The sequence below is a fragment of the Trujillonella humicola genome (assembly GCF_046233715.1).
GTDB lineage: Bacteria > Actinomycetota > Actinomycetes > Mycobacteriales > Geodermatophilaceae > Trujillonella > Trujillonella humicola.
In genome coordinates, this window is record NZ_JBJNRJ010000002.1 from 57,693 (window position 1) to 80,208 (window position 22,516).

Sequence of the window (22,516 nt, forward strand, 5' to 3'; positions counted from 1 at the left end):
GAGCTTGCGGAGCCGACCAGTGAACTCCTTCCCGTTCCTGCTGCTGATGATCCTGGTGCCCGCCGTCGGTGCCGCGGTCGTCGCGGCCCTGCCCCGGGGCCGCGAGCTGCTGGCCAAGCAGATCTCCCTCGGCATCAGCCTCGTGGTGCTGCTGCTCGCCGTGCTCGCCACGGCCGCGTTCGACACCGGCGGCGACCGCTTCCAGCTGACCACCTCGGTCACCTGGATCGAGGACTTCGGCGTCTCCTTCGCCCTCGGGGTCGACGGCATCGCGCTGGTGATGCTGCTGCTGATCGGCGTGCTGGTGCCGGTCGTCATCGGCGCCTCGTGGGCCGACGAGCCGGTCGGCAACCGCTCGATGACCACCTTCTTCGCCTGGATCCTGCTGCTCGAGGCGATGATGGTCGGCGTCTTCGCCGCGACCGACGTCTTCCTCTTCTACGTCTTCTTCGAGGCGATGCTCGTCCCCATGTACTTCCTGATCGGCAGCTTCGGCGGGCCGCGACGGCAGTACGCGGCGGTCAAGTTCTTCCTCTACAGCCTCGTCGGCGGACTGGTCATGCTGGCCGCCGTCATCGGCCTGTACGTCGTCAGCGCGCAGCAGGGCGAGGGCAGCTTCGCCTTCGAGGTGCTCAACGCCATCGACATCGACCCCGACGTGCAGCGGCTGCTGTTCCTCGGCTTCTTCGTCGCCTTCGCGATCAAGGCGCCGCTGGTGCCGCTGCACACCTGGTTGCCCGACGCCGGTGCCGAGGCGCCGATCGGCGGGTCCGTGCTGCTGGTCGGCGTCCTGGACAAGGTCGGCACGTTCGGTTTCATCCGCTACTGCCTGCCGCTGTTCCCCGACGCCTCCCGCGACTTCGCCCCCTACGTGCTCGTCCTGGCCGTCGCCGGGGTGCTGTACGCGGCGCTGCTGGCGATGGGGCAGACCGACATGAAGCGGCTGGTGTCCTACACGTCGATCGCCCACTTCGGCTTCATCGCGCTGGGCGTCTTCGCGTTCACCACCGAGGCCGGCACCGGCGCGGTGCTCTACATGGTCAACCACGGCATCGCGACCGGGCTGCTGTTCCTGGTGGTGGGCATGCTCATCGCGCGCGGCGGCTCGCGCCGGATCGCCGACTACGGCGGGGTCGCCGCGCACGCACCGGTGCTGGCCGGGGTCTTCCTCGTCGCCGGGCTCGCCTCGCTGGCGCTGCCGGGCACGAACAGCTTCGTCAGCGAGTTCCTCGTGCTCATCGGCTCGTTCCCGAGCCGGCCGGTGTTCACCGTCCTCGCGACGGTCGGCATCATCCTGGCCGCGCTGTACGTGCTGCTGATGTACCAGCGCACCATGCACGGCCCGCCCCGCGGGCTGTTGGACGGTCGCGGCCTGGCCGACCACGGCGCAGCCGGGCCGGCCGCCACCGTGCCGGCCGGGGACGGGGCCACGACGGCGGGGAGCAGCGCGACCGCCACCGCCACCGCGGCACCGCCCGCGGCCCGCCGGTTCCCCGACCTGAGCCGGCGCGAGATCGCGGTGGCCGCGCCGATGGTCGCGCTGATCATCGTCCTGGGCGTCTACCCGCAGCCGCTCATCGACCTCATCGAGCCCGCCGTCGCGGCGACGATCTCCGACGTCGGCGGGGACGCCGCCGGGGTCGTCCCCCAGGTGGACAGCAGCGGTGCCGAGACGGAGGCGGGGAACTGATGATCGAGGCACCGGACCTCTCCTGGGCGGCCCTCGCGCCGCTGCTGTTCGTGTTCGGCGCGGCCTGCGTCGGTGTCCTCGTCGAGTCCTTCGCCCCGAGGGACTCGCGGCACCCGGCCCAGGTGGCGGTGGCCCTCGTCGGCACGCTGGGCGGGCTGGTCAGCGCGATCCTGCTCGCCGCCACGCGCGACCTGTCCGGCGACGGGGCGGAGGTGACCGCCGTCGGCGCGCTGGCCGTCGACGGGGCCGGCGTCTTCCTGCAGGCCACGATCGCCGGACTCGGCGCCCTGTCGGTGCTGCTCTTCGCCGAGCGCTCGCTCGACCCGGCGAGGTCGTCGTTCGTCGCGGCGGCCGCCGTCCCGGCCGGCAGCCCGCGCGACCGGGAGCTGCTGACCGCGCACCGGGTGCAGACCGAGGTGTACCCGCTGGCCACGTTCGCCATCGGCGGCATGATGCTGTTCGTCGCGGCCAACGACCTGCTGGTCATGTTCATCGCGCTGGAGGTCCTCAGCTTCCCGCTCTACCTGATCTGCGGCCTGGCCCGTCGGCGGCGCCTGCTGTCGCAGGAGGCCGCGGTGAAGTACTTCCTGCTGGGCGCCTTCGCCTCGGCCTTCTTCCTCTACGGCCTCGCGCTGGTCTACGGCGCCACCGGCAGCGTCCGGCTGTCCACGATCTCGGAGACCGTCGCCACCGAGGGCGACGGCGTCCTGCTCGTCCTGGGCCTGGCCCTCCTGCTGGTCGGCCTGATGTTCAAGGCCAGCGTCGCGCCCTTCCACACCTGGACCCCGGACGTCTACCAGGGTGCCCCCACCCCGGTGACCGCCTTCATGGCCGCCTGCACCAAGGTCGCCGCGTTCGGCGCCATCCTGCGGCTGCTCTACGTCGGCTTCGGCACCGACGAGTGGACCTGGCGGCCGCTGGTCTACGGCATCGCGATCGTCTCGATGGTCGTCGGGGCCGTCCTGGGGCTCACCCAGACCGACCTCAAGCGGATGCTGGCCTACTCCTCGATCGCGCACGCGGGCTTCCTGCTCACCGGCGTCATCGGCTTCGACGCGGCCGGCGACAGCCCGGGCCTGTCGGCGACGATGTTCTACCTGCTGGTCTACGGGCTCACGACGCTCGGCACGTTCGCCGTCCTCACGATGGTGCGGGACGGCGACGGCGAGGCCACCCACCTCTCGTCCTGGGCCGGGCTGGCCCAGCGCTCGCCCCTGGTCGCGGCCGTGATGACGCTGTTCCTGCTGGCGCTCGCCGGCATCCCGCTCACCAGCGGCTTCACCGGCAAGTTCGCCGTCTTCCGGGCGGCCATCGACGGCGGCGCCTGGCCGCTGGTCGTCGTCGCGCTGCTGACCAGCGCGGTCGCGGCCTTCTTCTACCTGCGGGTGGTCGTGCTCATGTACTTCTCCGAGCCCGCCGCGGAGGGGCCCACGGTCGGGGTGCCGGGTCTGCCCACCACGGTCGTGCTGGCGGTCACCGCCGCCGCCACGCTCGTCCTGGGGATCGTGCCCGGGGCGGTGCTCGACCTCGCAGGCCAGGCGGCTAGATTCGTCGGTTGATGACCGGAGCCCGCGCCGCTGTCGACGCCACCGCGCCCGTCCAGGCGTGGCACCGCGCGTCCGCCCCGGCCTCGACGATGGGCGCCTGGCTGCCCGAGGGGGCTCTGGGGGAGGCCCTCGCCGAGGGCCTGGCGCGGGTCGAGTCGGCGCTGACGTCGTCGGTCGACAGCCCGCACCCGTTCGTGCGGGAGGCGGCCGCCCACCTCATGGCCGCCGGCGGCAAGCGCTTCCGGCCGATGCTGGCGCTGCTGGCCGCTCAGCTCGGGGACCCGTCCGCGCCCGGGGTCACCGAGTCGGCGGTCGTCTGCGAGCTGACCCACCTGGCGACGCTGTACCACGACGACGTGATGGACGAGGCCGCCGTGCGGCGGGGTGCCCCGAGCGCCAACGCCCGCTGGACCAACAGCGTCGCCATCCTCACCGGGGACTTCCTCTTCGCCCGCGCCTCCGACCTGCTGGCCGACCTCGGGCCCGAGGCGGTCCGCGTCCAGGCGCGCACCTTCGAGCGGCTGGTCACCGGCCAGATCCGGGAGACGGTCGGCCCGGCCCCCGGCGACGACCCGGTCGGGCACTACCTGGAGGTGCTCGCCGACAAGACCGGCTCGCTGGTGGCCACCGCGGCCCGGTTCGGCGCCTCGTTCGCCGGCGTCGAGGCCCGCCTGGTGGAGGCGCTCACGGCCTTCGGCGAGGAGGTGGGCGTCGCGTTCCAGCTCTCCGACGACCTCATCGACATCGTCAGCGAGGAGGGGGCATCGGGGAAGTCGCCCGGCACCGATCTCCGCGAGGGCATCGCGACGCTCCCGGTGCTGTTCGCGCTCGCCGGCGACGACCCCGCCGAGGCGCGGCTGCGCGAGCTGGTGGCCGCGCCGATCACCGACGACGCCGAGCACGCCGAGGCCCTGGCCCTGCTGCGGTCCTCGGCCTCGCTCGAGCGTGCGACCGGGGTCCTGGCCGAGTACGCCGACCGTGCCCGGGCCCGCCTCGTCGAGGTGCCCGTGGACGAGGTGCGCGAGGCGCTGTCGGCGTTGTGCGACTACGTCGTCACCCGCACCGGCTGACGATCCGGGGATGCTGGACAGGGTGACACCTCGCGGACCCCGCACCCTCGCCGTCCTCTCGGCCCTGCTCCTGCTGTCCGCCGCCTGCGGCGGCGACGACCGGCCCGGCCGGCAGGGCGAGTCCGCCACGCAGGACGTCCCCGGTCCCGCCCCGACGGGGTCCGCGGGCGCCCCCGCGCTGCAGGTCGAGATCGTCCTGGACGGCCTGGACCACCCCTGGGACGTCGCGCAGGCCCCCGACGGCACGCTCGTCGTCGACGAGCGCGCCGGCGGTCTCACCGCGGTGCGCCCCGACGGCGAGGTGGTCGAGGTCGAGGCCGGCTTCGGCGACCTGTACGCCCGGGGGGAGACCGGGCTCATGGGCCTGGTGCTCGACCCGGCGTTCGAGGACAACCGGCGGCTGTACACCTGCCAGGGGGTCGAGGAGGACGGCGGCGCGGAGATCCAGGTGATCGCGTGGACCGTCGACCCCGCCTGGACCGCCGCCACCCGCGCAGCCGACCCGCTGGTCGGCGACATCCCCGCGAACGAGGACTCCGGCCGGCACGGCGGTTGCCGGCTCCGCTTCGACCCCGAGGGCGCGCTGCTCATCGGCACCGGTGACAACGCCGTGGGCACCCACCCGCAGGACCTGGGGTCCCTCGCCGGCAAGGTGCTGCGGGTCGACGCGGCGACGGGGCGGGCGCTGCCGGGCAACCCGTTCGCGGGGGACGGGGACGGTGCGGACGACCGGATCTGGACGTACGGGCACCGCAACGTGCAGGGCCTCGCCGTCCGGTCGGGGTCGGGGCAGGTCTACGCCGTGGAGCACGGCCCGGACCGCGACGACGAGGTCAACCTCCTGCGCCCGGGCGGCAACTACGGCTGGGACCCCGTCGGCAGGGGCGACTACGACGAGAGCGTCCCCATGACCGACCCGGACATCCCCGGGGCCGTGGCGGCGGTCTGGAGCTCGGGCAGCCCCACCATCGCGACCTCGGGCGGCACGTTCCTGTCCGGGGCGGCGTGGGGGTCCTACGACGGACTGCTCGTCGTCGGCGTGCAGAAGGACACCGGCCTGCTCGCCCTGCGCCTGGACGGGGACGGCGCCCTGCTCGAGCAGTTCCGCATCCCCGAGCTGGAGGACGACTTCGGCCGCCTCCGGTCGCCGCAGCTGGGCAGCGACGGCGCGCTCTACGTCACCACCGACAACGGCGGCGGCGAGGACCGGCTGCTGCGCGTCACCCCGGCCTAGCGACGCCGCAGGGCCCGCCTCCCGGTGCGGAGACGGGCCCTGCGGCGGCCCTCCTGCAGGGCCCCGCCGCGAGCGTGCGAGCGGTGGGGGGAAGGGTCCTTCCTAGCCCTCGACGGTCCAGGTGTCGGCACCGGACAGGATGGCGTCGAGGTCGGCGGAGCCCTCGGCGGCGTCGAGCTGGTCGCTCATCATCCGGTCGTAGGTCGGCTTCTGCACCGCCCGGAAGACGCCCATGGGCGTGTAGCGCAGGTCCTGGCTGGACAGCCGGGACAGCGCGAACGCGTAGGCGGGGTCGGCCCGGTGCGCGTCGTGGACGACGATCTCCTCCGCGCGGACCTGGTTGGTCTCGGCGATCCGCAGGCCGCCGAACTCGTCGCGGACGACGCAGGAGGCCCCCTCGGGTCCGAAGACCAGCGGCTGGCCGTGCACCAGCGGGATCGACCACTGCACGCCGGTCGCCGGGTCCTTGAGCAGGTCGAAGGCGCCGTCGTTGAAGATGTTGCAGTTCTGGTAGATCTCCACCAGCGCGGTGCCCTGGTGCTCGGCGGCCTGGCGGAGCACGTCGGTGAGGCCCTTGCGGTCGGAGTCCATGGCCCGGCCGACGAACGTCGCCTCGGCGCCGATCGCCAGCGAGATCGGGTTGAACGGGTGGTCCAGCGACCCCATCGGGGTGGACTTGGTGACCTTGCCGACCTCGGAGGTCGGCGAGTACTGGCCCTTGGTCAGCCCGTAGATCCGGTTGTTGAACAGCAGGATCTTGATGTTGACGTTGCGGCGCAGCGCGTGGATCAGGTGGTTGCCGCCGATGGACAGCGAGTCGCCGTCCCCGGTGACGACCCAGACCGACAGGTCGGGCCGGGAGGCGGACAGCCCCGTCGCGATCGCCGGAGCACGGCCGTGGATCGAGTGCATCCCGTAGGTGTTCATGTAGTACGGGAAGCGGGAGGAGCAGCCGATGCCGGACACGATGACCATGTCCTCGCGCGCGATGCCCAGCGAGGGCAGGAAGCTCTGGACCGCGTTGAGGATGACGTAGTCACCGCACCCGGGGCACCAGCGGACCTCCTGGTCGGTCTTGAAGTCCTTGGCCTTGAGCGCGGTCTGCTTCTCCCCGTTGGTGGCCACCGAGGAGGAGATGGCGTCGGCGATGGGCCCCTCGAGGGGCATGCCGAGGTCGATGGTGCTCACTGGGTGCCTCCGAGAGCGGACGGAGCGGTGGAGTCGATGACGTCCTGCACGACGGCGGCGAGCTCGGCGGCCCGGAAGGGCAGCCCGCGCACCTGCGTGTGGCTCTGGACGTCGACGAGGTACTTGGCGCGCAGCAGCAGCGCGAGCTGCCCGAGGTTCATCTCCGGGCAGACGACGCGGTCGTAGCGGGCCAGCACCTCGCCCAGGTCCGCCGGGAACGGGTTGAGGTGCCGCAGGTGGATCTGCGCGACCTTGCGCCCGGAGCGGCGCACCCGCCGGCAGGCGGCACCGATGGGCCCGTAGGTCGAGCCCCAGCCGATGACCGCCACGTGGGCGTCGCCGTCGGGGTCGTCGACGTCGGTGGGCGGGATCGTCGCGGCGATGCCGTCGATCTTCGCCTGCCGGGTGCGGGTCATGAAGTCGTGGTTGGCCGGGTCGTAGGAGATGTTGCCCGTGCGGTCGGCCTTCTCCAGGCCGCCCACGCGGTGCTGCATCCCCGCCGTCCCCGGGATCGCCCACGGCCGCGCCAGGGTCTCGGGGTCGCGCTGGTAGGGGAGGAACTCGCCGTCCTCGCCGTTGGGCTCGGTCGCGAAGCCCACCGCGCCGGTCAAGTCCGGCAGGTCGGCGCTGTTCGGCACGGCCCAGGGCTCGGCCCCGTTGGCCAGGTAGCCGTCGGACAGCAGGATCACCGGCGTGCGGTAGGCCAGGGCGATCCGCGCGGCCTCGAGGGCTGCGTCGAAGCAGTCGCCGGGGGAGCGCGGTGCGATCACCGGCAGCGGGGCCTCGCCGTTGCGGCCGAACATCGACTGCAGCAGGTCGGACTGCTCGGTCTTGGTCGGCAGGCCCGTCGACGGGCCGCCGCGCTGGACGTCGACGACGACCAGCGGCAGCTCGATCATCACCGCCAGGCCGATGGCCTCGGACTTCAGCGAGACGCCGGGGCCGGACGTCGTCGTCACCCCGAGGGCGCCACCGAAGGACGCGCCGATGGCCGAGGAGACGCCGGCGATCTCGTCCTCGGCCTGGAAGGTGCGGACGCCGAAGGCCTTGTGCTTGGACAGCTCGTGGAGGATGTCCGACGCCGGCGTGATCGGGTAGGCGCCGAGGAACACCGGCAGGCCCGAGCGCTGACCGGCGGCCACGAGCCCCAGCGACAGCGCCTGGTTGCCGGAGATGTTGCGGTACTTGCCCGGCGCCATCGGAGCGGGCTTGATCTCGTAGGAGACCGCGAACGCCTCGGTGGTCTCGCCGTAGTTGTAGCCGGCCCGGAAGGCGGCGATGTTGGCCGCGGCGATCTCGGGCTTGCGGCGGAACTGGCGCTCGAGGAAGCGGACGGTGCCCTCGGTCGGCCGGTGGTACATCCACGACAGCAGGCCGAGGGTGAACATGTTCTTGCTCCGCTCGGCCTCCTTCTTGCCGAGGCCGGAGTCGGCGAGCGCGTCCAGCGTCATGCTGGTCAGGGGGACGCTGACGGTCTGCCACCCCTCCAGCGAGCCGTCCTCGATCGGGTTGGTCGCGTAGCCGACCTTCGCGAGGTTGCGCGAGGTGAACTCGTCGGAGTCCAGGATGAGCAGCCCGCCCCCGGGGAGGTCGGCGAGGTTGGCCTTGAGGGCCGCCGGGTTCATCGCCACGAGGACGTCGGGAGCGTCGCCCGGCGTCATGATGTCGTGGTCGGCGAAGTGCAGCTGGAACGAGCTGACCCCGGGCAGGGTGCCCGTGGGCGCCCGGATCTCGGCGGGGAAGTTGGGCAGCGTCGACAGGTCGTTGCCGAAGGACGCGGTCTCGCTGGTGAAGCGGTTCCCGGTCAGCTGCATGCCGTCACCGGAGTCACCGGCGAGCCGGATCACCACGCGGTCGAGTTCGACGACGCTCTTCACGAGGCCGCCGGGGGCGGAGCTGCCTGCAGTGACAGCCGGGTCGGTTGCAGTCATGAGTGGTCTACCTCCACCGGGCGAGGTTACGTGGGTGTGAAGAGAAAGAAGTGTGGAATCGCACACTTCCCGCCTCGTCGTCACGCATGGCGAGATCCTGTCACGTGGATCGAGACTGCGGGAGTACCTCTCCGTATTCTATGCGCAGAGATGCCCCTCCGGGTGGGCGCGCTGCGCGGCGGCTCCGACACCCGGCCGCGCCGGCCTCCGGGGAACGGCTCCCGCGAGGCCCGCGTTGAGCCGGACGTGCACCGCTGGAACAACGCGCTGAAGACGGCCCTGCTCCTGGGCCTCATGGGCGGGCTCATCCTGGTCGCCGGCGCGCTGCTCGGCGGCCGGGGCGGCCTGGCCATCGCCCTCGTGGTCGCTCTCGCCGTGAACGGGTTCGCCTACTTCAACTCCGACAAGCTCGCGCTGCGCGCCATGCGCGCCTTCCCGGTGACCGAGACGCAGGCCCCGCAGCTCTACGCGATCGTCCGGGACCTGGCCACCGAGGCGCGGCAGCCGATGCCGCGCCTCTACGTGAGCCCGACCGACCAGCCGAACGCCTTCGCGACCGGCCGCAACCCGCGCAACGCCGCCGTCTGCTGCACCCAGGGGATCCTCGAGCTCCTCGACCGCCGGGAGCTGCGAGGGGTGCTCGCGCACGAGCTGTCGCACGTCTACAACCGCGACATCCTGATCAGCAGCGTCGCCGGCGCCATGGCCACGGTGATCACCTACATGGCGCACATGGCGATGTTCGCCTCGCTGTTCGGCGGCCGCGCAGGCGACGACCGGGGTGGCGGCAACGCCCTCGGGTCCCTGCTGCTCATCGTCCTGGGGCCGGTGGCGGCCGGGCTGGTGCAGATGGCGGTCAGCCGCAGCCGGGAGTACCAGGCCGACGCCACCGGGGCCGAGCTCTCCCAGGACCCGCTCGCGCTGGCGTCCGCCCTGCGCAAGATCGAGCGCGGCGCCGGGGCGCGTCCGCTGCCGCAGGACGACCGGCTGGTGACCCAGAGCCACCTGATGATCGCCAACCCGTTCCGGGGGCAGGGGCTGGCGTCGATGTTCTCCACCCACCCGCCGATGCCGCAGCGGATCGCGCGGCTCGAGCAGATGGCCCGGGAGCGCGGCCAGCTGTAACGGCCTGCCTACGCTCTTCCGCGACGACGGGAGGGCGCGATGCGCTACGTGGCGGTGGGGGACAGCTTCACCGAGGGAGTGGGCGACGAGCTGCCCGGCGGCGCCGTCCGTGGCTGGGCCGACCTCGTCGCCGGCGGGCTGGCCGCGGCCGGCGGGGAGGCCGTCGAGTACGCGAACCTCGCCGTGCGCGGCCGGCTGCTGGAGCCGATCGCGACCGAGCAGGTGCCCGCGGCGCTCGCCCTCGACCCGCCGCCGACGCTGCTGACGTTCAACGGCGGCGGGAACGACGTCATGCGGCCGGGGGTGGCCCCGGACCGGTTGCTCGAGCTCACCGAGCGGGCGGTCCGGCTCGTGGTCGCGGCGGGCGTCCGGCCGGTGCTGGTGAGCGGGGCGGCCCCCTCGGCCCGGCTGCCGTTCGGGCGGACCCTGCGCCGCCGGGCCGCGCTCCTCACCGGTGGACTGGCCGAACTGGCGGCGCGGCACGGGGTGACGTTCGTCGACGCCTTCGCCGACGCCGAGCTGCGCCGAGGCGCCTACTGGGCGGCCGACCGGTTGCACCTCGGGCCGGCCGGGCACCGGCGGGTCGCCTCGTTGGTGCTGGCCGCGCTCGGTCACGACGTCGCCGCCGCGGCGGTCGATCCCGCGCCCGAGGCGCCGCGCCGGGCGCTGGCCGAGGCCCGCTACTACCGGGAGCACGTGCTCCCGTGGATGGGCCGGCACCTGCGCGGCCGGTCCTCCGGGGACCTGCGCACCGGCAAGCACCTCTCCTGGGTCCCGGTCGCGCCGGTCCCGGCCGGCGCCGCGCCGCTGTCCTGAGGCGCGCCGCCGGCCGGGCAGGCGGCTGCCCGCCCCGGCCCCGGGACGGGGCGCGGGGCCGGAGCGGGACCGCTCAGCGGTAGTTGTCGAACTGCAGGGCGACGTCGAGGTCGGCGCCGCGCAGCAGCTGCTGCACGGCCTGCAGGTCGTCGCGCTTCTTGCCGCTGACCCGCAGCTGGTCCCCCTGGATCTGCGCCTGAACGCCCTTGGGGCCCTCGTCGCGGATCAGCTTGGCGATCTTCTTGGCGACGTCGGACTCGATCCCCTGCTTGATCCGGGCGGAGATCCTGTACTGCTTCCCGGAGGACTGCGGCTCGTCGGCGTCCAGGGACTTCAGCGAGATGTTCCGCTTGATCAGCTTCTCCTTGAACACCTCCAGGGCGGCGCTCACTCGCTCCTCGGTGTCGGCGGTCAGGGTCACCCCCTCCTCGCCGGCCCAGGCGATGGAAGCGTTGGTACCCCGGAAGTCGAACCTCTGGGACAGCTCCTTGCCCGCCTGGTTGAGCGCGTTGTCGACCTCCTGGCGGTCGACCTTGCTGACGACGTCGAAGGACGAGTCGGCCACGTCCCCTCCTCCCTCCTGCGGCCGGTGACCCGCCGGGAGGACCCGGCGGACGGGTCCGGCCCGTCTTGTAGTCTCTTCCCGGTACCACCACGGCGGGTTGCCCGAGTGGCCAATGGGAGCGGACTGTAAATCCGTCGGCTTAGCCTACGAAGGTTCGAATCCTTCACCCGCCACCGGTACGTGAACGGCCCCCGACCTCCTGGTCGGGGGCCGTTCGGCGTCTCAGGGAACCGTCGGTGCCCGGGCCCCGGCGACGGCGGTGCGCTCCAGCGGCCGCCCGCCGAGGAACAGCCAGCCGAAGGCGATCTCCACCTGCCGCGTGCACCGCACCGTGACCTCGGCGCCGTCGGTCTCCGCCGACCAGGAGTCCAGCTTGTGCCCGCCGGCAGCCAGCGAGTCCGCGACGGCGGCCTGCGCACCGGCACGCGTCAACGGCAGGGTGCCGTCCCCGACGCCGGCCGAGTAGACGGCCGCCTCGTCGGCCCGGTTGGCCGCGGCCAGGGCCGCGGCGTCGCAGACGGACTGCACGGACTGCTGCTCGAGGAAGGCGTCCGAGGCCGCGACCGCGCCCAGCGCCATGAGGGCGGCGACCAGCCAGCAGACGAGCACGAGCGGCAGCGACGACCCGCGCTCGGACGCCGACCCTCCAGTCTGCTGCACGCCGCGGAGCCTAGGACGCCGTCCACCGCCTGTGGATCCCGCTGGGGACGGATGTGGACGGCCGGGATCCACCCCCGGCGGCTCGCGGGCCGGCCTGTGGACGAGAGCGCCAGATCCCAAAGACCCCGTTCGTCACACGAATGGGTGACGGAACCGCGATCTCGGGTGACACACCGTGACGACATAACGGTTCGTCACGCCGTCGTGATCGTCGGTGCTTGCTCCGGTCGAGTGACGGGAAGCAATGTCCCGGGTGCGGTCCGTACACCGACTGACGCTCTGTCCCCGCGCCCCGGGTGCCAGCCCGCATCGAAGAAAGCAGTTCTTCATGCCTGAGGAGGCGTCATGAACACGCGCGGAGCAACGTGGGGTCGTGGAGCGACGTGGGGTCGGGGGGCCACCTGGGGTCGCGGAGCCACCTGGGGCCGCGGAGCCACCTGGGGCCGGGGAGCGACCTGGGGGCGCTGACCCGCGGCCCGTGGGGTCCGCCCCCGCGCCGCCTGGTCCCGGGCGGGCAGCCGGCACCTCGCCGGCTGCCCCCTTCGGGGTGGAGTGGTACGTGGGGCGCATGATCCGCTGTTAGCCTCGGCGCCGCTTCTTCCCTCCTCACGAGTCGGGTGCCGGTGACCAGTTCCGAGGCTGCTCCAGCGCCTCTCGGGGTCCTCCGGCCGTGGAGCATCGCCGGTGCGGGCGCGACCCTGGCCCTGATCACCGCGGCACTGGTCTTCCCGCACGCGGACGGGGACTTCCGGCTGCTGCCCTTCCTGCTCGCGACCGCGGCGTTCGCCGCCGCGGAGTTCGTCCAGCTGCACGTCGAGTTCCGTCGCCACGTCTACCGCTGGTCGGTCAGCGAGTTCGGGCTGGCGGTGGCCCTCGTGGAGCTCGGCGGCGTGTGGGTCGCCCTGGCGCGGGTGCTCGCGCTGGGCGTCGTCCTGGCCCTCCGCCCCTACTCCCCGGCCAAGGCGGCCTACAACCTCGGCATCGCCACCGTCGAGGGCGCCGTCGCGGTCGCCGTCCTCGGCCTGCTCCCGTTCACCGCGCTGACCGAGCCGGTCGCGTGGGTCTCGCTCATCGTGGCGGTCATGGCCGCCGACGTCGTCGGCACCTCGATGGTGGTCGCCGCGATCCGGCTCAGCGGCGGGCACCCGGGGCGCCAGTTCTGGCAGGAGCAGCTGCTGCCGATCACCGTCGTGGGTCCCTTCGCCGTGTCGGTCGCCGTGGTGGCGATGCTCCTGGTGCCGGTGACGCCGTGGGCGGCGGTCCTGATGCTCCCCATCGCCGCCGCGGTCGTGCTCCTCTTCCGCCGCTTCGCCGCGGTCTCCCGCGAGCGGCGGACCGTCGAGCAGGTGTACGACTTCGCCCGGCGGGTCGAGGGGCTCAGCCCCGACGACCACGGCACCCGCGAGATGGTCGCGGCGGTGCGCGAGCTGCTCAACGCCGAGCGCGTGGCCCTCTGGCTGCCGCCGTACCTGGACCAGGAGCCGCGGCTCGTGGTGGACGCCGAGGACGGCGTCGGCTGGTACGACGGCCCCGGCGACCCGGAGGACCTCGTCCGCCGGCGGGCCGTGGCGCCCGGCTCCGCCGGGCCGGTCCTCCTCGCCGCCGCGCGGGCCGGTGACGCCGAGCTGGCCGCGCTGGCCCGCCGCGGCGCCCGGGAGGTGCTGGGCGCACCCGTCGCCACCGCTGCCGGTGAGCCGGGCTACCTGGAGGTCTGCGACCGCCGCAGCGACCTCGTGAGCTTCGCCGACGGCGAGCGCGCCGCCCTGGACTCGATGCTCACCCACGTCAACGCGGCCATCCGGCAGCAGCAGCTGCTGACCCAGATCCGTTACGACGCCGACCACGACCGCCTGACCGGCCTGCCGAACCGCCAGCGCCTGGTCGCGGAGATCGACCAGCTGCTCGCCGGGGACCCGGCGACCACCCGGGCCGGGCTGATCCTGGCCTCCCTGGACAACCACACCGAGATCGTCGACACCCTCGGGCACGCCGCCAGCGACGAGCTGCTGCTGGTCACCGCAGGCCTGCTGCGCGAGCACGCGCCCCCGCAGGCCGTGCTGGCGCGCATGGAGGGCGACCAGTTCGCCGTCCTGCTGCCGGGCCTGTCGCTGGCCGCCACCGAGCGGTCCGCCCGCCGGCTGCGCGAGGCCACCTCCACCCGCGCCCGCGTCGCCGGGCTCGACCTGGAGGTCACGCTGACGATCGGCGTCGCCGCGGCGCCGGTGCACGGCACCGACTCCGGGACGCTCATGCAGCGGGCCGACGTCGCGCTGCTGGCCGGCGCCCCCGGCAAGGGGGTGGCCAGCTACCACCCGGTGCTCGACCAGCAGAGCCTGCGCCGGCTGCAGCTGGGCACCGAGCTCGAGCACGCCATGGCCGAGGGCCAGATCAGCGTCGTGTTCCAGCCGATCATCGACGCCCGCACCTCCGACATCGTGTCCGTGGAGACCCTCGTCCGCTGGGCCCACCCGCGCTACGGCGCGGTCGCCCCGGACGAGTTCATCCACCTCGCCGAGCAGATCGGCCGGATCGGCCCGCTGACCGACCACGTGCTGGACCTCGCGCTGGCCCGCTGCAGGCGGTGGCTGGACCAGGACATCGCGCTGTCGGTCGCGGTCAACCTCTCCGCCCGCTGCCTCGGCGAGCCGGACCTCGTCGAGCGGGTCGCCCGGGCGCTGCGCCGGCACGGCGTCCCGGGGGAGCTGCTGACGCTGGAGCTCACCGAGGGCAGCGTCGTCGACGACTCCGTGCGCAGCAGCACCGTCCTGGCCGACCTGCACGCGCTGGGCCTGCGGCTGTCGATGGACGACTTCGGCACCGGCTACTCCTCGCTGTCCCAGCTGCGCCAGCTGCCCATCGACGAGGTCAAGATCGACAAGTCCTTCGTGCTGAGCATGTCGACCAGCCAGGGCGAGTCGTTCATCGCCCGCTCGATCATCGAGCTGGCGCACAACCTGGGGCTGCGCGTCGTGGCCGAGGGCGTCGAGGACGAGCTGACCCGCAACACGCTGGCCGACATGGGGTGCGACAAGCTGCAGGGCTTCCTGGTCAGCCGGCCGCTGCCCGACGACCGGCTGGAGAGCTGGCTGCTGGCCCGGGCCGGCGTCCGCTCGGCCGCGCCCGGCGCGACGCACCGGCGGCTGTTCGTCCGCGCCTGAGCGGATCGCCCGGACTCGTGGCGGCCCCCTGCGGGGACCCCGAGCCCATCGGGTAGAGTTCTCGACGGCTCCGGCCACCGCCCCTTTAGCTCAGTCGGCAGAGCGTCTCCATGGTAAGGAGAAGGTCTACGGTTCGATTCCGTAAAGGGGCTCGTACGAGTCAGTGACCCGCGGTCCGGTCGGGAGACCGGGCCGCACGGTCCTCCCGGCGGTGTAGCTCAGCCAGGCAGAGCAAGCGGCTCATAATCGCTGTGTCACCGGTTCAAATCCGGTCACCGCTACTCATGACGGACCCCGCAGCGGGGTCCGTCGTCGTGTGGGCGTCCCGCCCGCACCCGGGTCCCGCGGGACCCGCCCGACAAGGCTGGGAGAGCACCCATGGCAGCCACCGACGTCCGTCCGAAGATCACCCTGGCCTGCCAGGAGTGCAAGAACCGGAACTACATCACCCGCAAGAACCGGCGCAACGACCCCGACCGGCTCGAGCTGAAGAAGTACTGCCCGCACGACCGCAAGCACACGGTCCACCGCGAGACCCGCTGACGCGGTAGTCCCGAGGATCGCCGGGAGAGGGCGGGGAGCATGGCGCTGGACGCAGGACTGGTCGGGCGCAGCTACCCGCCCTCCGCCGTCTACGAGGTCGGCCGGGTGAAGATCGCCGAGTTCGCCGCCGCCCTGGGGTCCACCGACCCCGTGCACACCGACGTGGACGCCGCCCGCGCCGCCGGTCACCCCGACGTGATCGCCCCGCCCACGTTCGCGATCGCGCTGACCCTGGCGGCTGCCGGGGTGGTCGTCGAGGACCCCGACGTCGCCCTGGACTACAGCCGGGTGGTGCACGGTGAGCAGCGCTTCGTCCACCACCGGCCCATCCGCGCGGGGGACCGCCTGGTCGCCGTCCCCACCATCGAGGCGGTGCGCACCGTTGCGGGGAACGACCTGCTGACCACGCGGGTCGACGTCGCCACGGAGGACGGCGAGCCGGTCTGCTCGGCGACCTCGCTGCTGGTCGCCCGGGGCACGGCGTGACCGCGCGCGTGCGGGCGGCGGACGTCGCCGTCGGCACCGAGCTCCCCGAGCGGGTGTACCCGGTGACCCGTGCCGACCTGGTCCGCTACGCCGGCGCGTCGGGTGACCTCAACCCGATCCACTGGAGCGACCGGGTGGCCACGTCGGTCGGACTGCCCGGCGTCATCGCCCACGGGATGCTCACGATGGGGCTGGCCGGCCGCGCGGTGACCGACTGGGCCGGCGACCCGGGGGCGCTGGTCGAGTACCAGGTGCGCTTCGGTCGCCCGGTGGTCGTCCCCGACGACGACGCCGGCGCGGAGGTGGCCGTCCGCGGCCGGGTCGCCGCCGTCCTCGGGGAGGGCCGGGTGCGCGTCGACCTGACCGTCACCAGCGGCGGGGAGAAGGTCCTCTCGCTGGCCCGCGCCGTCGTCCGGCTGGCCTGACCGGCGGGCACACCCGCGCCCGGCAGCGGGGCGTTCGCCCGGCCTCCGTCCGGTCCCGTACACTCGACGTCCTGGGGTGTTCGACCCCGCCACCGGCGTGCCCCGGATCCCCTCGGGGACTCGGTGCCCGCCCGGGGCGAGGCGCCCCCCGGGCCCAGCTCAGGGCAGCCGTCCCGGGCACTAGGGGTGTAGCTCAATTGGCAGAGCAGCGGTCTCCAAAACCGCAGGCTGCAGGTTCAAGTCCTGTCACCCCTGCCCGTGCCGCCGGCGACCTGGCCGGCGATCAGCACGCAGCAGCAGGTAGCACCACCGCACGACACCGGCCGCGGTCCCGCGGCCCGGGCACCGACCACGAGGGCAGCGAGGCGCAGTGAGCGACGAGAAGCGCGGACGCGAGGACGACTCCCGCTCCGTCTCCGACGCGACCGACGAGCAGCTCGACCGCGAGGCGCCCGGGGTCGACGACGCCGCCGAGCTGGAGGCCGCCGAGGGCGCGATCGCCGAGGAGGCCGCGACCGAGGAGGACAAGGTCGTCCCGCGGTCCGCGCGCCGCCGGGGCGGGCGGATCACCGCCGCCTCCGACGACGAGGACGACGAGGACGACGAGGACGACCAGCCGGTCGCCCCCCGGACGCGGCGCCCGGCCCGTGAGCGCACCTCCTCCCGGCCGGCCGACCGGTCCACCGAGGGCGCCGGCACCCGGTCGCGGGCGGCCGCCGAGCGGGCCCGCGCCCAGGACTCCCGGCAGCGCCGCAGCCTGCGCCGCTTCCTCCGCGAGGTCGTCGCCGAGCTGCGCAAGGTCATCTGGCCGGGCCGCCGCGAGCTGATCACCTACACGACCGTCGTCATCGTCTTCGTGACCTTCATCGTCGCGCTGGTGGCCGGCCTGGACCTCCTCTTCGCGCAGGGCGTGCTCGCCGTCTTCGGCTGACCACCGGCGCCCACCGCACACGACGACGCAAAGGAAGCAACCCCCGTGACCGAGCCCCGCGAGCCCTTCGAGACCGACAGCGCCGTGCCCTCCATCGACCTCGACGACGCCCGCGTCGACGAGTTCGGCAGCGTCGACCTCGAGACCGGTGCCGGCGAGACGGGCGCGGCCGAGGGCAGCACCGACACCGTCGACCAGGACACCGCCACCGAGGTGGCCGACGAGGTGCCCGACGTCGAGAGCGGCGACCCCGACACCCTCGCCTCCGACCCGCTGGTCACCCCGGCCGCCGAGGTCCCCGAGGAGGACGCCGACCCGGTCGAGGCGCTGCGCAACCGGCTCAAGAGTCAGTTCGGCGACTGGTACGTGATCCACTCCTACGCCGGCTACGAGAACAAGGTGAAGACCAACCTCGAGTCGCGCATCCAGTCGCTGGACATGGAGGACTACATCTTCCAGATCGAGGTGCCCACCGAGGAGGTCACCGAGATCAAGAACGGCAAGCGGACCCAGGTCAACCGCAAGAAGCTGCCCGGCTACCTGCTGGTCCGCATGGACCTCAACGACGAGTCGTGGGGCGCGGTCCGCAACACCCCCGGCGTCACCGGCTTCGTCGGCGCCACCTCCCGTCCGTCGCCGCTGTCGATCGACGAGGTCGTCACCCTCCTCGCGCCGCCGGCCGCCCCGCAGGCCGCCAAGGTCGCCGAGCCGGGCGTGACCGGCGGGACCACCGCCGCCGCGCCGGTCACCGTGGTCGACTTCGAGATCGGCGAGTCGGTGACCGTGATGGACGGACCGTTCGCGACCCTCCCGGCCACCATCAACGAGATCAACGCCGAGCAGCAGAAGCTGCAGGTGCTGGTCTCGATCTTCGGCCGCGAGACGCCCGTCGAGCTGTCGTTCACCCAGGTCAGCAAGATCTAGGACCCCGGTGCCCCCCGACCCTCGCTCCGCTCGGGCCGGGACCCTGCACCGGGGCCTTCCAGCCACACCCACGCACGCACGTCACCGAAGGAAACGGACATGCCTCCCAGGAAGCGGTTGACCGCGGTCATCAAGCTCCAGATCAACGCCGGTGCGGCGACCCCCGCGCCGCCCGTGGGTCCGGCGCTCGGCCAGCACGGCGTCAACATCATGGAGTTCTGCAAGGCGTACAACGCCGCCACGGAGTCGCAGCGCGGCAACGTGATCCCGGTCGAGATCTCGGTGTTCGAGGACCGCTCGTTCACCTTCGTCACCAAGACCCCGCCGGCGGCGCGCATGCTGCTCAAGGCGGCCGGCGTGGAGAAGGGGTCCGGCGAGCCGCACAAGACCAAGGTCGCCACGGTCACCCGCGACCAGGTCCGCGAGATCGCGCAGACGAAGATGGCCGACCTCAACGCGAACTCCCTCGACGAGGCCGAGAAGATCATCGCCGGCACCGCCCGGTCGATGGGCATCACCGTCCAGGGCTGAGCCGCCGCCAGCCCGGACGACCCCGGACCCGCACGGGATCCGGACAGCAGCTGTGGGAGGGCCGGCCAGGCCCGTACACCACGCGACACCCGCGCCGGACGGCGCGGGGAGAGGACACACCATGGCCAAGCACGGCAAGAAGTACCGCGAGGCAGCGGCGAAGGTCGACCGGGAGAGCCTGTACAGCCCCCTCCAGGCGGCCGGTCTGGCGAAGGAGACCTCGCCGACCAGCTACGACGCCACCGTCGAGGTGGCCATGCGCCTGGGCGTCGACCCGCGCAAGGCCGACCAGATGGTCCGTGGCACGGTCAACCTGCCCCACGGCACCGGCAAGACCGCCCGCGTCATCGTCTTCGCGACCGGTGACCGCGCGGCGGAGGCCGAGGGCGCCGGCGCCGACGTCGTCGGCTCGGACGACCTGATCGAGCGCATCCAGGGCGGCTTCCTGGACTTCGACGCGGCGATCGCGACCCCCGACCAGATGGCCAAGGTCGGCCGGATCGCCCGTATCCTCGGCCCCCGCGGCCTGATGCCGAACCCGAAGACGGGCACGGTGACCACCGACGTCGCCAAGGCCGTCAGCGACATCAAGGGCGGGAAGATCAACTTCCGCGTCGACAAGCAGGCCAACCTGCACCTGGTCATCGGCAAGACCTCCTTCGACGAGGCCAAGCTGGTCGAGAACTACGCGGCCGCCCTCGACGAGGTGCTGCGGGCCAAGCCGGCCGCCGCCAAGGGCCGGTACCTGAAGAAGGTCACCATCTCCACCACCATGGGCCCCGGCATCCCGGTCGACCCGAACCGCACCCGCAACCTGACGGTGGACGAGCCCACCGCCTGACGCGAGTCGCTCCCGAGGGCCCCGCAGCGCACCGCGCTGCGGGGCCCTCGCGCGTCCGGCCCCGGTGCTCCGGCGAGATCTGCACACTCGTCGGCATCAGGGGCCGATGCCGACGACTGTGCAGATCTCGTCGACGCAGGGGGGTGCGGCGGGGGCGGCGCTGGACGCGTGTACCCTCGTCTGCGTTCCCCCCACGACCGCAGGTCGTCGCACGTCCGCGTGCGATCGAAGGTCCCGGATCCCCGGGCGGCCCGCGCAGGAGGACGGTCCGATCGCGGGCGCCGCCGTGCGCCTGCCCTCGCCCCGTGCGCCTGCGCCGGGGCGTTCCTCGTCTCCGGGCCCCGATCGTGCGAGGCCGCGCACCGGCCGGCGGTCGCCCGTCAGACGAGAGGAGGCCCATGCCCACGCAGGCGAAGGCCGCGGTGATCGACGAGATCACCGAGCGGTTCCAGAAGTCCAGCGCGGCCGTGCTCACCGAGTACCGCGGGCTGACCGTGGCGCAGCTGACCCAGCTGCGCCGTTCCCTCGGTGCGGGCAGCAGCTACGCCGTCGTCAAGAACACCCTGACGAAGCGGGCAGCGGACTCGGTCGGGCACACCGACCTCGGCCCGCTGCTGAACGGCCCGACCGCCATCGCCTTCATCGAGGGCGACGTCGTCGAGGCCGCCAAGGCCATCCGTGACTTCGCGCGCGCCAACCCGCTGCTCGTCGTCAAGGGCGGCGTGGTCGAGGGCCGCACGGTCTCGCCCGCCGAGGTCACCGCCCTGGCCGACGTCGAGCCCCGCGAGGTGCTCCTGGCCAAGCTGGCCGGCGCGATGAAGGGCAACCTGACCAAGGCCGCCGGCCTGTTCCAGGCCCCGCTGTCGCAGGTCGCCCGCCTGGCCGCGGCGCTGCAGGAGAAGCCCGCCGAGGGCGCCGACTCCGCGGCCGACGACACCGCTGCTGCAGACACCACCCCCGACTCTGCCGAGACCGCGGACGCCGCGGCCGGCACCGACTGACCCCCAGAAGGAGAGATCATGGCCAAGCTGTCCACCGCGGAGCTGCTCGACGCGTTCAAGGAGATGACGCTGCTCGAGCTGTCCGACTTCGTGAAGCAGTTCGAGGAGACCTTCGAGGTCACCGCCGCTGCTCCCGTCGCCGTCGCGGCCGCCCCGGCCGCCGGTGGTGGCGGCGGCGGTGCCGCCGAGGAGGCCGCCGAGCAGGACGAGTTCGACGTCATCCTCGAGGCTGCCGGCGACAAGAAGATCCAGGTCATCAAGGAGGTGCGCGGCCTGACCTCGCTCGGCCTCAAGGAGGCCAAGGACCTGGTCGACGGCGCGCCGAAGCCGGTCCTGGAGAAGGTCGCCAAGGACGCCGCCGAGAAGGCCAAGGCCGCCCTCGAGGGCGCCGGCGCCACCGTCACCGTCAAGTGACCCCTCCCCGGCGGCGGCTCGTCGCCGGGTAGCAGCACCACCGCAGAGGCCGTCCTCCCCCTCGGGGAGGGCGGCCTCTGCGCGTCCGGGTGAACCGCCGGGACGTGTGCGTCGGCGGCCGCGTGACCCACGTAACCTCCCGCCGGGCCGCTCGTTACTCGCTGGTAGGTCCGGGACGTGGGCTCCGACGTGCGACCTGCGGAGGGAGGGCGACCGCTGGTTGCTCTCGGCGATCCGGGGGACCCCCGATGAGTGACGACCGCCCGCGGCCGACGCCGCGCCCGCGGGCCACGCCCGCGCCCCGTCCCGGACCGGGACCGACCCCGCGTCCCGGCCCGCGCCCCCGCGTCGCCGGCAGCCGCCGCGAGCGCGACGGGACGGCCGCGGACGGGACGGCCGCCGACGAGACGGCCGCGGCGGGTCCCGCTCCCCGGCCGCGCCCGCGTCCCGCGCCGGCACCCCGCACCGGGCCTGCGGCGCGGGCCGCCGGGCGCGCCGCCGCCGGCACCGGTCGCCCCGACGGCCCCGCTGCCGGGGCCCGGGCCGCGGGACGGGACGTTCCCACCGGGGTCTCCGCGCGCCGGCGGCGCGCCCGCACTGCACGGGGGCCGGCGGCCGCGGACGTCGGCGGCGGGCGCCGCGTGCCCGTCGTCGCGGTCCTGGCCGTCCTCTGCCTGGCCGCGGCCGCGGTCGCGGCGCTGCTGTGGTTCCGGCCGCCGGGGCGCACCCACGTCGACCCGGACGTCTTCACGGCCGCGAGGGATAACGTCGAGGCGGTCTACCGCTACGACTACCGCGACTCCGAGGGCAGCGTGGACGGCCAGCTCGCCGTCCTCACCGGGGACCTGCGCAGCCGCTACGAGGCCGAGGCGCAGGGGGCGCTGATCGACACCTACGAGCAGGTGTCGGCCAGCATCCGGTACGACGTCCGCGACGTCGCGGTGCAGCAGGTCGACGACGACCAGGAGGAGGCGACGCTGGTCGTCTTCGGCCGGCTGGTGGCCGAGTCGGTGAACACCGGCACGCAGCCCGCGCCCGCGGGGAGCGAGTGCGAGGTCACCGCGGAGGGGGCGCAGTCCTGCGTGCGCACGGTGCAGATCCGGATGGTCCGCGACGGTGGCGACACCTGGAAGATCGATCAGCTGACGGTGCTCACCACCGGGTGACGGCCGCGTCCGCAGGGTCGAGGCGAGCCCGCGAGGCGTGCGGGGACGGGGTCCTCCGACCGGCGTGGCGGCTGACCGGGCGGCCGCGGGCTGGCATCATGGCCGCGGCAGTCCCGCCGCTGGTGGCGAGCCGCTGGTCCCTCCGGGCGTGGTGTCGGTGATCACCGCCCCCGACGTGGACAGTGCGCTGCAGCAGGGGTAGGGTTCCCTGTTGCGCTGCCCCCTGACTGCTTGCCCGCCGAGACGGGTCACCTGGGGTGCCCGGGGGAC

Annotated in this window: 21 protein-coding genes and 4 tRNA genes; 21 read left to right on the forward strand and 4 right to left on the reverse strand. The window is 73.4% G+C overall.

Annotated features, from left to right (window positions below; all coding sequences use genetic code 11):
* The first annotated feature begins 19 nt into the window (after positions 1–19).
* The 4 genes from ACK586_RS01585 to ACK586_RS01600 are packed head-to-tail and all read left to right on the forward strand — an operon-like array spanning position 20 to position 5,541.
* Entirely contained in the window at positions 20–1,690 is a 1,671-nt protein-coding gene (locus ACK586_RS01585; protein WP_409328708.1) for an NADH-quinone oxidoreductase subunit M, read from the forward strand.
* Entirely contained in the window at positions 1,690–3,249 is a 1,560-nt protein-coding gene (nuoN, locus tag ACK586_RS01590) for an NADH-quinone oxidoreductase subunit NuoN (protein ID WP_409328709.1), read from the forward strand. Before ACK586_RS01585 ends, nuoN begins: the two co-directional genes overlap by 1 nt.
* A complete protein-coding gene (locus ACK586_RS01595; RefSeq protein WP_409328710.1) occupies positions 3,249–4,307 on the forward strand; it encodes a polyprenyl synthetase family protein in 1,059 nt (352 codons plus the stop codon). The genes nuoN and ACK586_RS01595 overlap by 1 nt, the downstream gene beginning before the upstream one ends.
* Positions 4,308–4,329: 22 nt before the next feature.
* Positions 4,330–5,541 (forward strand): PQQ-dependent sugar dehydrogenase, encoded by a 1,212-nt coding sequence (locus tag ACK586_RS01600; RefSeq protein WP_409328711.1) that lies wholly within the window; start codon positions 4,330–4,332, stop codon positions 5,539–5,541.
* 102 nt (positions 5,542–5,643) lie between these two features.
* Here ACK586_RS01600 and ACK586_RS01605 read toward each other — a convergent pair whose 3' ends face one another.
* Entirely contained in the window at positions 5,644–6,729 is a 1,086-nt protein-coding gene (locus ACK586_RS01605) for a 2-oxoacid:ferredoxin oxidoreductase subunit beta (RefSeq protein WP_409328712.1), read from the reverse strand.
* Positions 6,726–8,660, reverse strand: coding sequence for a 2-oxoacid:acceptor oxidoreductase subunit alpha (locus tag ACK586_RS01610; protein WP_409328713.1), 1,935 nt, complete (start codon positions 8,658–8,660; stop codon positions 6,726–6,728). The genes ACK586_RS01605 and ACK586_RS01610 overlap by 4 nt, the downstream gene beginning before the upstream one ends.
* Positions 8,661–8,810: 150 nt before the next feature.
* On the opposite strand from ACK586_RS01610, the gene htpX reads away from it, so the two are divergent.
* On the forward strand, positions 8,811–9,785 hold the full coding sequence (gene htpX / locus ACK586_RS01615) for a zinc metalloprotease HtpX (protein WP_409328714.1): 975 nt from the start codon (positions 8,811–8,813) through the stop codon (positions 9,783–9,785).
* Positions 9,786–9,824: 39 nt separating this feature from the next.
* Entirely contained in the window at positions 9,825–10,601 is a 777-nt protein-coding gene (locus ACK586_RS01620) for an SGNH/GDSL hydrolase family protein (protein ID WP_409328715.1), read from the forward strand.
* 73 nt (positions 10,602–10,674) lie between these two features.
* Here ACK586_RS01620 and ACK586_RS01625 read toward each other — a convergent pair whose 3' ends face one another.
* Positions 10,675–11,166, reverse strand: coding sequence for a YajQ family cyclic di-GMP-binding protein (locus ACK586_RS01625; protein ID WP_409328716.1), 492 nt, complete (start codon positions 11,164–11,166; stop codon positions 10,675–10,677).
* A gap of 91 nt (positions 11,167–11,257) precedes the next feature.
* On the opposite strand from ACK586_RS01625, the gene ACK586_RS01630 reads away from it, so the two are divergent.
* Positions 11,258–11,339: transfer RNA gene (locus ACK586_RS01630), tRNA-Tyr, on the forward strand.
* Between the two features lie 49 nt (positions 11,340–11,388).
* Here the strand turns inward: ACK586_RS01630 and ACK586_RS01635 are convergent.
* Positions 11,389–11,826 carry a pilus assembly protein TadG-related protein gene (locus ACK586_RS01635; protein WP_409328717.1) on the reverse strand — a complete coding sequence of 146 codons (438 nt, stop codon included), beginning with the start codon at positions 11,824–11,826 and terminating at the stop codon, positions 11,389–11,391.
* 623 nt (positions 11,827–12,449) lie between these two features.
* Here ACK586_RS01635 and ACK586_RS01640 point away from each other — a divergent pair.
* The 14 genes from ACK586_RS01640 (at position 12,450) to ACK586_RS01705 (ending at position 22,246) form a co-directional block, all read left to right on the forward strand.
* The gene (locus ACK586_RS01640) at positions 12,450–14,984 is read left to right on the forward strand and encodes a putative bifunctional diguanylate cyclase/phosphodiesterase (RefSeq protein WP_409328718.1); all 2,535 of its coding nucleotides are present in this window, start codon (positions 12,450–12,452) and stop codon (positions 14,982–14,984) included.
* A gap of 79 nt (positions 14,985–15,063) precedes the next feature.
* A tRNA-Thr gene (locus ACK586_RS01645) sits at positions 15,064–15,136 on the forward strand.
* Positions 15,137–15,191: 55 nt separating this feature from the next.
* Positions 15,192–15,265 (forward strand) — tRNA-Met (locus tag ACK586_RS01650).
* 97 nt (positions 15,266–15,362) lie between these two features.
* A complete protein-coding gene (gene rpmG / locus ACK586_RS01655; RefSeq protein WP_091941123.1) occupies positions 15,363–15,527 on the forward strand; it encodes a 50S ribosomal protein L33 in 165 nt (54 codons plus the stop codon).
* Between the two features lie 39 nt (positions 15,528–15,566).
* Positions 15,567–16,013: an FAS1-like dehydratase domain-containing protein gene (locus ACK586_RS01660; RefSeq protein WP_409328719.1), complete on the forward strand. Its 447-nt coding sequence runs from the start codon at positions 15,567–15,569 to the stop codon at positions 16,011–16,013.
* On the forward strand, positions 16,010–16,438 hold the full coding sequence (locus tag ACK586_RS01665) for a MaoC/PaaZ C-terminal domain-containing protein (protein WP_409328720.1): 429 nt from the start codon (positions 16,010–16,012) through the stop codon (positions 16,436–16,438). Before ACK586_RS01660 ends, ACK586_RS01665 begins: the two co-directional genes overlap by 4 nt.
* A gap of 182 nt (positions 16,439–16,620) precedes the next feature.
* Positions 16,621–16,693 (forward strand) — tRNA-Trp (locus ACK586_RS01670).
* A 115-nt stretch (positions 16,694–16,808) separates the two neighbouring features.
* Positions 16,809–17,369, forward strand: a complete 561-nt coding sequence (gene secE, locus ACK586_RS01675; RefSeq protein WP_409328721.1) for a preprotein translocase subunit SecE — start codon at positions 16,809–16,811, stop codon at positions 17,367–17,369.
* Between the two features lie 45 nt (positions 17,370–17,414).
* Positions 17,415–18,293 (forward strand): transcription termination/antitermination protein NusG, encoded by an 879-nt coding sequence (gene nusG / locus ACK586_RS01680; RefSeq protein WP_409328722.1) that lies wholly within the window; start codon positions 17,415–17,417, stop codon positions 18,291–18,293.
* A 99-nt stretch (positions 18,294–18,392) separates the two neighbouring features.
* Complete coding sequence (gene rplK / locus ACK586_RS01685) at positions 18,393–18,824, forward strand: 50S ribosomal protein L11 (protein ID WP_409328723.1); 432 nt, start codon at positions 18,393–18,395, stop codon at positions 18,822–18,824.
* A gap of 121 nt (positions 18,825–18,945) precedes the next feature.
* Complete coding sequence (rplA, locus tag ACK586_RS01690; protein ID WP_409328724.1) at positions 18,946–19,665, forward strand: 50S ribosomal protein L1; 720 nt, start codon at positions 18,946–18,948, stop codon at positions 19,663–19,665.
* 398 nt (positions 19,666–20,063) lie between these two features.
* Positions 20,064–20,666 carry a 50S ribosomal protein L10 gene (gene rplJ, locus ACK586_RS01695; protein WP_409328725.1) on the forward strand — a complete coding sequence of 201 codons (603 nt, stop codon included), beginning with the start codon at positions 20,064–20,066 and terminating at the stop codon, positions 20,664–20,666.
* A gap of 18 nt (positions 20,667–20,684) precedes the next feature.
* Positions 20,685–21,080: a 50S ribosomal protein L7/L12 gene (rplL, locus tag ACK586_RS01700; protein ID WP_409328726.1), complete on the forward strand. Its 396-nt coding sequence runs from the start codon at positions 20,685–20,687 to the stop codon at positions 21,078–21,080.
* Between the two features lie 641 nt (positions 21,081–21,721).
* Positions 21,722–22,246 (forward strand): hypothetical protein, encoded by a 525-nt coding sequence (locus ACK586_RS01705; protein WP_409328727.1) that lies wholly within the window; start codon positions 21,722–21,724, stop codon positions 22,244–22,246.
* The last annotated feature ends 270 nt before the right edge of the window (positions 22,247–22,516 follow it).

What these genes read in the sequence shown, in the direction of transcription:
- nuoN (WP_409328709.1), top strand. Translation starts at nt 1,690, where the DNA reads ATGATCGAGGCACCGGACCTCTCCTGGGCGGCCCTCGCGCCGCTGCTG.
- ACK586_RS01595 (WP_409328710.1), top strand. Translation starts at nt 3,249, where the DNA reads ATGACCGGAGCCCGCGCCGCTGTCGACGCCACCGCGCCCGTCCAGGCG.
- ACK586_RS01610 (WP_409328713.1), bottom strand. Translation starts at nt 8,660, where the DNA reads ATGACTGCAACCGACCCGGCTGTCACTGCAGGCAGCTCCGCCCCCGGC.
- htpX (WP_409328714.1), top strand. Translation starts at nt 8,811, where the DNA reads ATGCCCCTCCGGGTGGGCGCGCTGCGCGGCGGCTCCGACACCCGGCCG.
- ACK586_RS01620 (WP_409328715.1), top strand. Translation starts at nt 9,825, where the DNA reads ATGCGCTACGTGGCGGTGGGGGACAGCTTCACCGAGGGAGTGGGCGAC.
- rpmG (WP_091941123.1), top strand. Translation starts at nt 15,363, where the DNA reads ATGGCAGCCACCGACGTCCGTCCGAAGATCACCCTGGCCTGCCAGGAG.
- ACK586_RS01660 (WP_409328719.1), top strand. Translation starts at nt 15,567, where the DNA reads ATGGCGCTGGACGCAGGACTGGTCGGGCGCAGCTACCCGCCCTCCGCC.
- rplK (WP_409328723.1), top strand. Translation starts at nt 18,393, where the DNA reads ATGCCTCCCAGGAAGCGGTTGACCGCGGTCATCAAGCTCCAGATCAAC.
- rplA (WP_409328724.1), top strand. Translation starts at nt 18,946, where the DNA reads ATGGCCAAGCACGGCAAGAAGTACCGCGAGGCAGCGGCGAAGGTCGAC.
- rplJ (WP_409328725.1), top strand. Translation starts at nt 20,064, where the DNA reads ATGCCCACGCAGGCGAAGGCCGCGGTGATCGACGAGATCACCGAGCGG.
- rplL (WP_409328726.1), top strand. Translation starts at nt 20,685, where the DNA reads ATGGCCAAGCTGTCCACCGCGGAGCTGCTCGACGCGTTCAAGGAGATG.